The 13,135-nt window shown below is 35.6% G+C and carries 12 protein-coding genes; 4 read left to right on the forward strand and 8 right to left on the reverse strand.

Annotation, left to right across the window (positions count from 1 at the left end; genetic code table 11):
• Positions 1-17: 17 nt before the first annotated feature.
• Positions 18-1,256, reverse strand: coding sequence for an efflux RND transporter periplasmic adaptor subunit (locus BMZ99_RS06650; RefSeq protein ID WP_090934249.1), 1,239 nt, complete (start codon positions 1,254-1,256; stop codon positions 18-20).
• A gap of 745 nt (positions 1,257-2,001) precedes the next feature.
• Here BMZ99_RS06650 and BMZ99_RS26945 point away from each other — a divergent pair.
• Positions 2,002-3,171, forward strand: a complete 1,170-nt coding sequence (locus BMZ99_RS26945) for a hypothetical protein (RefSeq protein ID WP_245754853.1) — start codon at positions 2,002-2,004, stop codon at positions 3,169-3,171.
• A 134-nt stretch (positions 3,172-3,305) separates the two neighbouring features.
• Here BMZ99_RS26945 and BMZ99_RS06660 read toward each other — a convergent pair whose 3' ends face one another.
• From BMZ99_RS06660 to BMZ99_RS06670, 3 genes are all read right to left on the reverse strand, one after another.
• A complete protein-coding gene (locus BMZ99_RS06660; RefSeq protein WP_090934252.1) occupies positions 3,306-4,946 on the reverse strand; it encodes an AMP-binding protein in 1,641 nt (546 codons plus the stop codon).
• A gap of 167 nt (positions 4,947-5,113) precedes the next feature.
• Positions 5,114-5,827, reverse strand: a complete 714-nt coding sequence (locus BMZ99_RS06665) for an MBL fold metallo-hydrolase (protein WP_245754854.1) — start codon at positions 5,825-5,827, stop codon at positions 5,114-5,116.
• A gap of 79 nt (positions 5,828-5,906) precedes the next feature.
• The gene (locus BMZ99_RS06670; protein ID WP_090934258.1) at positions 5,907-6,182 is read right to left on the reverse strand and encodes a metal-sensing transcriptional repressor; all 276 of its coding nucleotides are present in this window, start codon (positions 6,180-6,182) and stop codon (positions 5,907-5,909) included.
• Between the two features lie 157 nt (positions 6,183-6,339).
• Here BMZ99_RS06670 and BMZ99_RS06675 point away from each other — a divergent pair, with 157 nt between their 5' ends.
• The gene (locus BMZ99_RS06675) at positions 6,340-6,777 is read left to right on the forward strand and encodes a DUF4879 domain-containing protein (protein ID WP_090934261.1); all 438 of its coding nucleotides are present in this window, start codon (positions 6,340-6,342) and stop codon (positions 6,775-6,777) included.
• A 40-nt stretch (positions 6,778-6,817) separates the two neighbouring features.
• Here the strand turns inward: BMZ99_RS06675 and BMZ99_RS06680 are convergent, their stop codons facing one another.
• The 3 genes from BMZ99_RS06680 to BMZ99_RS06690 form a co-directional block, all read right to left on the reverse strand.
• Positions 6,818-8,038: an MFS transporter gene (locus BMZ99_RS06680; RefSeq protein ID WP_217645058.1), complete on the reverse strand. Its 1,221-nt coding sequence runs from the start codon at positions 8,036-8,038 to the stop codon at positions 6,818-6,820.
• Positions 8,039-8,200: 162 nt separating this feature from the next.
• Positions 8,201-9,175, reverse strand: coding sequence for a helix-turn-helix domain-containing protein (locus BMZ99_RS06685; protein ID WP_175490487.1), 975 nt, complete (start codon positions 9,173-9,175; stop codon positions 8,201-8,203).
• Between the two features lie 502 nt (positions 9,176-9,677).
• A complete protein-coding gene (locus tag BMZ99_RS06690) occupies positions 9,678-10,586 on the reverse strand; it encodes an AEC family transporter (RefSeq protein ID WP_090934267.1) in 909 nt (302 codons plus the stop codon).
• Between the two features lie 687 nt (positions 10,587-11,273).
• Here BMZ99_RS06690 and BMZ99_RS06695 point away from each other — a divergent pair.
• Both BMZ99_RS06695 and BMZ99_RS06700 read left to right on the forward strand, forming a co-directional pair.
• Complete coding sequence (locus tag BMZ99_RS06695; RefSeq protein WP_090934270.1) at positions 11,274-12,446, forward strand: aldo/keto reductase; 1,173 nt, start codon at positions 11,274-11,276, stop codon at positions 12,444-12,446.
• A gap of 141 nt (positions 12,447-12,587) precedes the next feature.
• Positions 12,588-12,785 (forward strand): hypothetical protein, encoded by a 198-nt coding sequence (locus tag BMZ99_RS06700; protein ID WP_090934274.1) that lies wholly within the window; start codon positions 12,588-12,590, stop codon positions 12,783-12,785.
• 111 nt (positions 12,786-12,896) lie between these two features.
• Here BMZ99_RS06700 and BMZ99_RS06705 read toward each other — a convergent pair.
• Positions 12,897-13,135, reverse strand: a 239-nt coding sequence (locus BMZ99_RS06705; RefSeq protein ID WP_139214743.1) for an IS3 family transposase, incomplete at its 5' end; no start/stop codon positions are given.

The raw sequence follows: 13,135 nt of genomic DNA on the forward strand, positions 1-13,135 counted from the left end.
CCTCCTATCTGATTTCACTATTCTGCAAGGATGTTTGGTGTAATATCAGAGCCTGTTTTGAGCCTTGCTAAGTTACTAACAGCGATTGTCTCCCCTTCTTGAATACCACTAAGAATTTCAATGCTTTTATCATTACGTAAGCCTAATTGTACGATGCGCTCTTCCACTTGATTACTGCTATTCACTACAAATATGCGATCTTTACCATTTAGCGATAAAACAGCTTCTTTGGGCACGTATAAAGTTTGTGACCTTAAGATCGTATTAATTGTGCTGCGGGCAAACATTCCACTTCTGATACTGTCATCTGGTTTATCAAGAATCATCCGAATGGTAAAGGCTTGCGTTTTACTATCTATGGATGGGCTGATATAAATAATTCTTCCATTAAATGATTTGCCCAAAGATTCAATCCCGATCGTCGTAGGTAAGCCTAGAACCATTTGCCCAATATCTTGTTCTGATACAGAACAGTCTATGTAGATATTGCTATTGTCAACAATAGATAATACTTTCTGACCGGCTGATACGATATTACCTACTTCTGCCTGCCGAAAACCAATCATACCAGATCGTGGAGCTCGCAATGTAAGATCATCTTTTTGATTTTTTAATGCATCGATAACACTTTGCGCTTTGTCTCGATTTGCTCTTTTCGATTCAACAGAGGCTGCACTTCCTGCCATAAGCTGCTTTGACCAAGTATCCATAGCTGACTGAGATGAAATCATTTGCTGTTCTGCATTGTCAAGTACTTCTCTGGAAATAGCCCCTTGTGAATATAAGGTTTTATATCTTTGATATGTAGTTACACTATGTTGATAATCTGATTGTGCTTTTTGATAATTTGCTTCAAAAGCAGCGTTGCTTTCAATCGCATCTGCATTGGCTTGACGAAAACTTGCATTATTTTGCACTATAGAGATGTCAATATCACTGCTATCCTGACTTAATAATATTTGTCCCGGCGTGACATATTGCCCTAACTCAACATTGACCTGCGTAATTTTTCCTGTATATTTTGCAGCAATATCGACTTGGGATTCAGGCACTGTTTGCCCAGTTAGATCAATTGTTTTCATCATATCTTTGCGCTGAACTGTTAATACATCAACTAGTGGCTTCGTATCGCGGGTATCTTGCCCTTTGGCTACATTTTTTGTATGAAGTCCTTGATAAGCTGAAAAGAATAACGAAATAGCTGTAATTGCGATAATAGCTATTTTTTTCTTATTATTTGCTAAATGTCGTACCACCTGTTTCACTCTCCTGTGAATTCTTTTATATGCGCAAAAGTACTGTGATCATAAATGCGATTGAACATTTTACCTTCGAAATGCTAGGTTATTTGTAGGTTTTTCCTGCGAAGCCTCAAGTAATATAATAACAGAGCAATAGTTGCTCATGCAACTATCACTCTGTTATTATATTATCTTTACACCTAATACCTCATTGATTTTTTACTTTTACCATAACATGCAAATATGACAAAATTATGACAGATAAAACGTATTATCCACTCTTTTAACTATATTTTTATTTTTAATCCGTGATTGACTTTATTGTTATAGCGAACTTTACTGATTAAATGATTACGGTGCCATTCAAAATTATTTGAAAGACACTTTAGTCGTTTAATTAGAAACATCTTATATAATTAAATTCGAATTTTATTTAAACTATTTTTTAGCTCATTTGATAAATGAGCCAAATGCTCACTAAAATGTAGCAATTTCTTCCATAGATGCAGATTGCTCCTCTGTTGCCGCAGACACGGTTTGTGACCGTTTCAATATCCTTGGATGATGCTTCAGTGATACGTCCATTAGCAAATAACTAAATTCGCTATTTCAGAAATGCACTCCCACTATATAATGAAAGTCATAAATTGATTAGCACATCAGATTTGCGAAACATAGACTATAGCAATGCTAAGTTTTCTTTATGAGCTGTTCTTCATAAATATCAGTTATATCAAAGATATAGGAGGTTAATATTTGTATGAACGATATAACTATTTTAAATGGATCTGACCCTGCTGGTAAAATCATTTTAAGTAAAGATAAAGTGTACAGAGGTATAAATAAAGATTTTGTAATAGAATATACGATGATTTATTATAACTGCTTACAAAATGATTTATTTGGACGTTACATTATCAATACCAAAATTGCAGATGATTTCAAATTAGATCCATTTTTTTTAATTTTTGAGCATGAAAAAGTAAAGCCTTACACCTATCCATTTGAATGGACTTTATTAATGGCAATTGATTCTGCATATACAACCTTAAACTTGGTAGCATCCCTTGATAAAATCGGCCTAGGTCTAAAGGACGGACATCGCTTTAATATTGCTTATCATAAAGGAAATTTTCACTGGATTGATTTTGGCTCTATTATTCAATATAAAACATTTTCATGGATGTTTGAAGAATTTATGGATGCATTCATCAATGCCATTATTTGTATGGCAAACGGAACGTATCACAGTGACAATGTCACTAGCTACTTAACAGATACAGATGAAAAGAAATATACACATTTAAGAACTAAAGTTCTAATGTATGCTCATGAAGGGGCAGTAGCAGAAGCTGCTCAATTACTTTATCAATGGATTCATTTTTATGAAAGAAAAATGAAAATTGTTTCGCATCATTCCAGCATACCAGAGGCAGTACTCTCCCCACTCTTGCATTTTGCTAAGGATTTTCAGATTAAAGATATTCTCCTTATCTCAGGAGATCTATCCACCATTTGTTTTCCTCTGGCTCAGAACAATCTTTCTGTTACTGTATTTCATGAAAATCCCGAATGTGTTGATTTTCTTTATTCGCAAATCAAAGGAAAAACGATTAGCATTACGCCGGTTTACATCGATTTCCTAAATCCTAATAGCAAAAATAATGAGCCTAGATGGCTCAAAGCAGAGGAAAGATTTGCTACGGAAATGGTCGTTGTATTCCAACACTTTACAACGATAAACCCAATCGATTTTGCCCCATTAGTCAAAAAGTTAAAAGCTTTTACACTTAGGTATGCCGCTCTTGAAGTCACTTATCCATATAATACTGCTATGATTACTGCAATTGAACAGGAGTTTGATATTATGAGCATTTCGACAAAATTCTATCATCAAAATAAAAAGCTGCTTTTTGTAAAAGCAAAATAATCTTTGAATATTTTGGTAAGACTCGTAGACCAAGCTTACAAATTGATGTTAAAGAAATTAATTGAAATTTAAAAGCAGGGAACATCCCTGCTTTTAATGTTCATACTTCAGATGCTTTTTATATAGTTTTGATCTCAATGCATATCTAATAATTCCATAGCCAGTTCACGTAGTTTATATTTTTGGATTTTGCCACTGGCCGTTATTGGATATTCCTCTATAAAGGCGATATACTTAGGTATCTTATAACGGGCTATTTTCTCACGGCAATATTCCTTTAGTTCCTCTTCTGTAATTGAATTGCCTTGTTTAATTTGGATAAACGCCATAACTTCTTCTCCATACTTTTCACTAGGTACCCCTACCACTTGTACATCTTTCACTTTTGGATGCGTGTAAATGAATTCCTCAATTTCACGAGGATAGATATTTTCTCCACCACGAATAATCATATCCTTTAATCGACCTGTAATTTTGCAATAACCATTTTCATCCATAACTGCTAAATCCCCAGTATGAAGCCAACCATCGTTATCGATAGCTGCCGCAGTCGCTTCAGCCATTTTATAATACCCCTTCATTGTGTTATAACCTCTAGAGCAAAGCTCCCCCTGCACATTTACTGGTACCTGCTTGCCAGTTTCTGAATCAATTATCTTCACTTCGACATTGGGCAGAGCTCGCCCTACAGTAGTCACCCGCAATTCAAGAGGGTCATCGGTTCTCGTCATGGTAATTCCTGGTGAGGCTTCTGTCTGACCATATGTGATTGTGATCTCCCGCACTCCCATCGTATTTACAACTTTCTTCATTACCTCAATGGGGCAGGGCGATCCAGCCATAATACCAGTCCGCAGAGATGACGTATCATATTGATTTCTTTCCATTTCTTCTAGTTCCATTATGAACATCGTAGGCACTCCATGGACAGCGGTGCAGCTTTCCTTTTCAATTGTTTCAAGTACTTTAATAGGATTGAAAATTGCTATCGGAATCATTGTAGCACCAGATACTACACATGCCATGGTCCCCAGGACACATCCGAAGCAGTGAAAAAAAGGAACAGGAATGCATAATCGGTCATTATCCGTAAAGTCCAAGCACTCCGCAAGACTGCATGCATTTCCAATCAAGTTATTATGAGTAAGCATAACGCCTTTTGGAAATCCTGTTGTCCCTGACGTATACATCATACTAATCACATCATCCGGATCTAAAGACTCTTCACGTGATGCCAATTCTTCATTTGTTACCGTGCTCCCTATATCAAGTACTTCATTCCAAGTAAACATGCCGGGATATTTTTCTTCATCAATTACTATAATGTTTTTCAAAAAAGGTAATCTTTGTGATTTAAGTTCTCCTGGTTTGCAGTTATGCAGCTCTGGGCAAAGTTGATACAGCATACTGATATAGTCTGAGCTTTTTGTTCCTTTAATTAAGATCAGGGTCGTTGTATCTGACTGTTTTAATAAATACTCTAATTCAAATATTTTATAATTCGTATTTACTGTTACTAATACTGCTCCCATTTTAGCACTGCCAAATTGAGTAATAACCCACTGGGGCACATTTGTAGCCCAAATGGCAATATGCTCCCCCTTTTGTACGCCAAGTTTCATTAAACCTTTAGCCACCTGATTGCAGGCGCCACGGAATTCTTCGTAATTATATCGTAAATTTAAATCAGAATACACTAAAGCTTCTATCTTCCTATTTTCTTTTGCTCTAAAGTCAATCAACTGACCGATAGTGATCTTTCCAAAATTTCTCACTTTAATTTCCCTCCAAACTAAATATAAGCTCGTGCCATATAAGTAATACACCCATCTTAAATTCTGGATGAATTTTTTTCACTTAGCATCCAAATTATTAAGCTATATTATTCTATTCCATTTATTTTTTTATGTTAAATAAATCAATAAAAAAGAACAGCCACTTATCAAAACGCAGTGGCTGTTCTTTGCGGTTTACTAATCTGTAACCGATCTCCAGAAAAAATAGGACACCAAGAAGCAACAACGTTTCCCTTTGAAAAAAATCCAGGAGGGGGACTCCATCTTTCTCCACGAGTATGCATCACAACTAATTGCTCTAGACTCACTCTATGACAAAATTCTTTCACCCCAATTGATCGATACTCTTCTAATCGACTATCCACTGGGAAGAAGGCTACATCTAATTCTAAACCTTCCAATCTATCCATCTCTTTTTCAAAAAGATTCTTTGCTAATACTTGATTATATTTATGATCCCATTTCCAATGCCACCAATTTAAGTCACCAGCATGAAATAATCGCCATCCATCCACTTCAACTAGAAAAGAAACTCCCAGATCAGTAGAACCATAAGCTTTCACTTTCAAGTTTCCATGAATACTTGTCTCACTCGGCCGCAACCAAATAATTTTTTCAGAGCGAATACCCACATTGCCAATATCATCACTTAGGAAAAATGCAGCTACCTGATCCTGCCATGTACTTATGATCGGATTAAAATGATCGTGATGACTATGAGAAGAAAATACATGTAGAATCGTTCCCTTTTGTAACAGTTTGGCAATGGTATCGGAAGTATCTTGATAATAATCAAATACCAATGTATGTTGTGTCGTTTGTACAACAAAACCGCTATTTTCCAAATAAATTATATCCATTTTCAATGGCAGCTAATTTCCTCTCAATTTAATTTATAAGCAGCGTAGTTTTGAATCTTACTGCTTTTTTCTCGTCCATTTACTTGATGTAACGATCAATTGCCTCCTGCAAATTCTTCAAGAACTTATCCTGCTCACCTTCTTGAACCGCGTGAATCAGGCAGTGCTCCAGATGATCTTTAAGAATAAGTTTTGCAGTGTTATCAAGAGCTTTGCGTACAGCAGCAATCTGCAGCAATATTTCAGGGCAATCACGTTCTTCAACAGCCATCTGCTTCACGGCTCTAATATGACCTTCTATTCTAGCTAGTCTATTAATAATTTGCTTCTGATGAACATGTTTGTGGTTTTGCATAAAATACCCCTCCATGGCTTTTATTATATCCCCCATAGGGGGAATATCTCAAGAAAAATTATAACTTATCCTTAAATCCACTTTTTCAAAGGAAAAACAAACTTTTTGTAGAAGTATAGAATATGTTAATTAAACCATGAAACGGAGTACTAAACATATGAAGAAGTTTATTATGTCGTTTGTATTTCTTTGCCTATTCTCTTTAGTAACTTCGATCGTAAATGCTGGACCAGCCCCTAATTTATCAAGTGTTCAAATTACGCATGTTGGTGCTGAAAATACGGATTGGATTGAGGTACGGGACATTCCAAGAACAACCTTATATGGACAAAATTTTTATATTGCTGTTCGCTTTATTGGATATCCAGATCCTAATCGTATTTTTCTATATCAAAATGGCAGCAAAATTTCAGCAGACCTAGTGACTGAGCCTTTTGCCAGAGAAGGCATTGGTAATCCTTATACTGGATGGGTATATCAATTTAAAGTACCCATTTCGTATGGAAGTGGAACCATTGTAGTACAAGCTGATGGTATACGTGGCGGTACTTTTTATAGCACCATATATGGAGTTAAAACTGTGCATCAACCTTAATATAAAGTAAAACCTCGCATCTGCGAGGTTTTACTTTATATTAAGGTTGAGACTCTTTCGCTCCCGCAACATTCATCCTTTCTGTCTCTTTCTTTAAGCTTAGCGTCATAAGTAAGCCTATAAAATATGTCAATGCACCGAAACAATATGCAGATGCAAAACCTCCGTAATACTCAATCAGCCATCCTGCAAGCCCAGGTCCCAGCATTTGTCCTATAGCATAAAAAGCAGAGATAAAACCAATTGCTGCTGAAATATACTTTTGAGGAACTTGATGGGATGCCTTTACTTGAATTAACGCAAGAATTCCACCTATGGAGGATCCCCAAATAACAGCTGATACGATAAAACTCGCTACATGATGAGATATAATAGGAATAACATCTCCTATGATAGCCCAAAGTAAGGCAATCATTAATGTTTTTTGTGAGCCTATTTTATCTGAAATTGCCCCCCAAGCAGGCCCTCCCATAATAGCAAAAACTCCCGCTACTGCGAAAACTCCCCCCGCTATTTTATCAGAAATTCCAAGTTCTATCATATAAATAGTTTGATATAAAATTGGAATTAAATATCCTACTCCTACAAGAAAATATAGCCAGGCAATTTTAATCAATTCTTTATTGTGCAACCATTTTGGTTTTCCTTCATTGCTGTCTTTTTTATTTATATAACTAGGATCTTTTAAAACCTGAATGGCAAGTATTATAACGCTCAAAGAAAGTATCCCAAACAATAACCATACTGCACGCCATCCCAGTTCTGGAAATAGTTTAACTATATTAGGAACCAAAATACCATTTAAAAGCATGCCAATTCCCGCCCCGCTTAATAGAAATCCCAAGACCATCCCCCTTCTATCTGGAAAGCATCCTATCGTTAGCGACATCAGCGGGGTAAATACAAGAGCACTGCCAGCTCCAGCTGTAAACATGAATAAGGAAACCCACCAAAAGGATGATCCATAGGCTAAACTAAATAAACTAATCGTAACACTCCATCCTCCTAGCAGTAATACAGCTTTCGCTCCCCATCGAACGGCTAAGACCCCCGACATTCCAACCGTTAACAAATATCCCAGAAACATAAAGGTTCCAAGCATCCCAACTTCAGAAAATGATAAAGACAGGTTTACTTGCATGTAAGGTAGAACTACTCCGTAGGCCATACGTACAAAGCCAGTTGTTGTGATAATAAGCAGCATACCTGTCAAAATCACAATCCAAAATTCATTTTGACTCTTTGCAGGTTGTAAATTCAAATTAATTCCTCACTTTTTTATATAATTTTGATATTGATTCTCTTTATCAAAATTATATAAATTTTAACTGTTCACTCTCTACTCAGAAAAGGATTTTTTAAGACGAAAAACGGATAAAAAAGCTGCTAGTATATTAACTAAACAGCTTTCTTACACAAAATACTATTCTTTTACCACGTGCCGCAAATAAATCTTCGGATTCACGCCAAATTTTTTACGGAAAGCCTGAGCAAAATGACTCACGTTTGCATAACCGCTTGCCCCAGCAACTTCACTAACTGACATTTGCCCTTCTTCAAAAAGTTGCCGTGCCAGCTCTAGTCTTTTAGCAATGACATACGCGTGAACCGTTTCCCCAAAGATTCTTTTAAAACCATTTTTTAGTTTAAATTCATTTAAGCATACTTGCTTAGCTAGGCAAGCTAACGACGGAGAAACAACAATTTGATCATCTAATACTTTTCGAGCTTGATAAATACTATTAATATCGTTAGTAGAAAGTTTTATTTTATGTTCTTTTCTCTCCTGTTCAAGTAAAGATTCATTAAAATATACTGCAAACAACTCTAAGATCTTACCTTCTATAAACATATTTTTTAACGCACCTTTATAAGAACAATTTAAAATTTGCTGTAAAATCACATATATTACAGGACTAATACTACTCCGTTGAAAGATCTCCTCACATTTTCCGATACCTGAAATATCCCAGTCACTGCAAACATTTTGTATAAGTTCTTCAAATTTATGCAAATTCATTTTGATTTGCATAAAACGAATTTTTTCTGCTGATGGGTACATACATTTCTTTCTGCTTTCTCTGCTTTTAACTAAAAAACTCTCACCTGCTAACATCCCCAATTGCGTTTTCTTACCGTGAAATGTCCATTGAAATCCTTCTTCAAAACAAAAAAACAAATCAATATGAGGTATCCGGGAAATCCCCTGCACTTCTATGGTTTGCGAGAAATTCATGTCAAAATACAATACTTGAAATTGTGAATTGACTGCAATCTGCTTACAGTACCCTTGCCCCATTTCCGCTGGAATTACGAATTCATATTCGCTGGTTTCTAAATTATATATTTGCCCAAATCCTTCACAGATAGGGCAATCTTCATTTATTACATTTATCATTTCATATGGTTTTAACTGTACATCAAACAATATCCATCCCGCCTTTTTGGAATGTGTGCTACACTTTCTAGTCTCAATAACTTATTCTAATTCTTTTTTCCTAATCTAAGGATAAGACATTACTTGTTACGATCTATATAATCATTAATTGATATTGATTATCATATAGATCGTAACAATCTTTGCGCTGAAAGTCAACATCGCTACATCAATAAATTAGTAACCTTTGACTACTTGTTATTTTCTAATTCTAGCATTTTAAAAATTTATTAAGAATCTATGCACTTTATAATAAGCGATATTTCGATGGTTATTTCCCAGGAAAAAATATCCATTTCACTAAGAAAATGAACGTTTCATTGGAAATTACGATAGAACGGTTTGCGCATGAACAGAATCTATCCTACCAAAAAAGTGACTATGTAATCAAATCAGCTGTAATTACATAGTCACTTTGCTATCTTACTATTTTAGTATCTCTGGCGAGATGTCGTTTTTGGCTTTATAATATGCCAACAATCAACCATACTAAGAAAAAACTCAACAATATTGTTACGTTGGCTACCGTCCCTACAAAATGTTGATCATAATCAAATTCAATTGCATATTGAATTACCGCCGTGGGAATCGGAAGTAAGAATCCAATTAACATGGTATATTTAAACATCTGATCAAAGGGCATTATGAAGAAAAGTGTTGTTCCCACCAATAGCCCTAATAAATATCGCACCGCTAACACTTTAATCATATTTTTTAAGTGATATTTATTTAAAGAAAAACTTAAGTATATCCCTAAAAGCAGGAGAGATAAAGGCATATTGGCTCTTGCTAAAATTTTTGTACAATCAAGAACGATCTTAGGAAAATGCAGGTCTGAAACAGCTAGAGAAAAAACAATGATATAAGATAGCAGTGGAACAGACTTTAGTAATTTTCGCGAAATATTGGCAACTTTTATATCTGCATTTTCAGAAGAAAAATAGCTGGCAAAAATATAAGTTACCCCAAAAACGACTATTGAATTACCTACGTCAAACATGCCAAAGTATTTAATGCCCTCATGCCCCCAGATCGCCTCTACAAGAGGATACGCAAACAATCCTATATTAAATGAAGGAATTAGCATAGAGAGCATCCCTCGAACCTTTCGATCTTCATTTTTAAATACAATTACACCTAATATCGCCATAAATATACCATATACAATACCAATTATAGTAATTAAAATCAGCGAAAAATCTATAATAATTGTATTAAAAGTACTTATAATTAAAGCAGGAAGGGTAATGTTAAAAATAAGTCGCGACAAGCACTGACCATCTTGTTCGCTAATTAAATTTATTCTTTTAAAAACATATCCTAATATGATAATTAACAAAGAAAGTAAAAACTGTTCGTGAACGTTATTCATTTATTCTCCTAGTTCTTTAATATTTCAAATTCATTTCGTTTTATTATTAAAAATTACATCCTTATTCTATCTTCTCTTGGTACCTCCTGTATTCACTTAGCATACAATAGAGTAAGTCACAAGGCTAAGCATGATAAAGGAGGAATACTTATGGGCTTCGGTGGTTTTGGTAACGGACGCGGTGGTGGTAGCTTTATTATTATTATAGTGATTATTTTGCTATTCTTTTGTTGTTGCAATGATGATTGTTCCTCTAGCTGTTAATCAATTAAAAAAACTCATTCAACAAACTTCATCCCTCTTGCAACCACGTTACTATAAGCGTGGTTTTTTTTTGCTAAAAAGCTTTTACTGAAAAAAAACACCTGCGGTGTGCAGGTGCGAATCATTCTTAATTCATATCATACCTACTTTGGAAGAAAAGATTAGAAAACTACGATGCAATTGACTAAAAAGTGGCCCATATACCAATTTTAAAGTAATCAACATTGTACCATTCGCTACACTGCGCTGTAAAGTCCCTAAACATACATAAATCCCCAAAAACTAATAGAAAAACAAAAAATCCAGCACTTACTTAAGCATGCTCCTAAGCTCCAAAGAACATGGATTTAATTGACTTTCAAAGCAGGATTCACCTGAATTTTAACGAAATGGAAAATAAAAACTATATTTAAAGGAGTGACTGTGTTGTTATATAGGAAATATGGAAAGACAAATGAAATGGTCTCTGTCTTGGGATTTGGCTGTATGAGGCTTCCTGTTATTGGCGGCGATCCTATTAACATTGATGAAGAACAAGCAATATCAATGATTCGCCATGCAATTGATGAAGGAGTAAACTATATAGATACTGCATATCCTTATCATGGCAAGGGCATGGCCTATGGCGGAGCAAGCGAACCGTTTGTGGCAAAAGCATTAAAAGATGGGTATAGAGAACGTGTTAAATTAGCTACAAAACTTCCTAGCTGGTTAATTAAAACACGATCTGATATGGATAAGTACTTAAATGAACAATTAAAACGCCTTGAAACAGATACTATCGATTTTTATTTAGTCCACTCACTTAGTGCTTCTACATGGCCCATCCTAAAACAAGCAGGAATTAGTGAGTTTTTAGATCAGGCGATCCAAGATGGCAGAATCAAGCATGCAGGTTTTTCATTCCATGAAAGAGTTGGTTTATTCAAAGAAATCGTTGATTATTATGATTGGTCTTTTTGCCAAATTCAATATAATTACTTAGATGAAAATTATCAGGCCGGCAAAGAAGGTTTGAAGTACGCAGCAAAAAAGGGATTGGGTATTGCGATTATGGAGCCACTGCGAGGTGGAAAAATTGCTGAGAATCTTCCCAATGATGCTCTTTCTTTCTTTGATCAGGCGGATCAAAAAAGGACGCCTGTTGAATGGGCACTGCGCTGGGTGTGGAATCATCCTGAAGTCTCAACTGCCTTAAGCGGCATGTCTACTATGGCGCATGTCACAGAAAACCTTAAAATTGCGCAAGATGCTCACGCAAATTCATTAACTGAAAAAGAAATTACTATTATTAATCAGGTGAAGTCTATTTTCAAGGAACGTATAAAAGTCAATTGTACCGCTTGTGCCTATTGTATGCCTTGCCCTGCTGGCGTGAATATCCCCGGGTGTTTTACAATCCTTAATGATAATTTTATCTTTGGTGATAGCCCCGCAGTTAGAGAACGACATAAATTTCTATATAATTTCCGCCTTGGGACAGAAGCACATGCATCTAAATGTATTGAATGCGGTAAGTGTGAAAGCCATTGTCCTCAAAACATATCCATCCGTAAAGTGCTACACACTGTTAAAGACTTATATGAATTAGCCTAGCCCTGCTACTTATTGAAGAATGAATCATCTAGAATAGCCGCATTGGTTCGTGTTTAATATATATTCATTTTTATGATTCATGATTGTAAGGATTTTTGGGTATCTTAGATATGATAAGGAATTTTTACTGGAGGTCGTACTATGGCTAAAAATTTATCTAAGAACCAAATTCATGAACTAACTATGCTGGTATTAAATCAACTTGATTTCCAAGAAGCAAATGAAACATCATCGGCTACCATTATAGCCGATGATGTTGTGCAAAAATATGCAGAAGTGTATGAAAATATTCAAAAAAAGAATACTCCACCAAAAGTCACAGTCTCTAATAATAAGTAAGAATAGTAAATAGCGTAACTCCCTCGGATATTGCTGTGCACCCCGTCAAGAGGACAATGAAAAAATAGAAGAATTTGATTGCTGTCTACCGAAATGGTGGGCAGCATTTCTTTATGCAGCCTTTGCGTACTGTTGGTGGAACTCCATCGGTGTCATGACAGACAAACGACGCTGTAAACGCTGGTAATTGTAATAGTAGATGTAGTCAGAAATAGTTTGCGCAAGCTGTTCCCGGCTGGTGAATTTGTACCCATAATACATTTCACGTTTTAGAATGCCCCAAAAACCTTCCATCGGACCGTTATCAATACAGTGCGCCACTCTAGACATGCTTTGCTTCATTCTTGCGG

This window comes from Pelosinus propionicus DSM 13327, assembly GCF_900114615.1.
GTDB lineage: Bacteria > Bacillota > Negativicutes > DSM-13327 > DSM-13327 > Pelosinus > Pelosinus propionicus.

Bases quoted from the DNA above. Each gene is read 5' to 3' on its own strand.
- BMZ99_RS06665 (WP_245754854.1), bottom strand. From the start codon at position 5,827: ATGGATATAATTTATTTGGAAAATAGCGGTTTTGTTGTACAAACGACA.
- BMZ99_RS06690 (WP_090934267.1), bottom strand. From the start codon at position 10,586: ATGAATAACGTTCACGAACAGTTTTTACTTTCTTTGTTAATTATCATA.
- BMZ99_RS06670 (WP_090934258.1), bottom strand. From the start codon at position 6,182: ATGCAAAACCACAAACATGTTCATCAGAAGCAAATTATTAATAGACTA.
- BMZ99_RS06700 (WP_090934274.1), top strand. From the start codon at position 12,588: ATGGCTAAAAATTTATCTAAGAACCAAATTCATGAACTAACTATGCTG.
- BMZ99_RS06675 (WP_090934261.1), top strand. From the start codon at position 6,340: ATGAAGAAGTTTATTATGTCGTTTGTATTTCTTTGCCTATTCTCTTTA.
- BMZ99_RS06685 (WP_175490487.1), bottom strand. From the start codon at position 9,175: ATGATAAATGTAATAAATGAAGATTGCCCTATCTGTGAAGGATTTGGG.
- BMZ99_RS26945 (WP_245754853.1), top strand. From the start codon at position 2,002: ATGAACGATATAACTATTTTAAATGGATCTGACCCTGCTGGTAAAATC.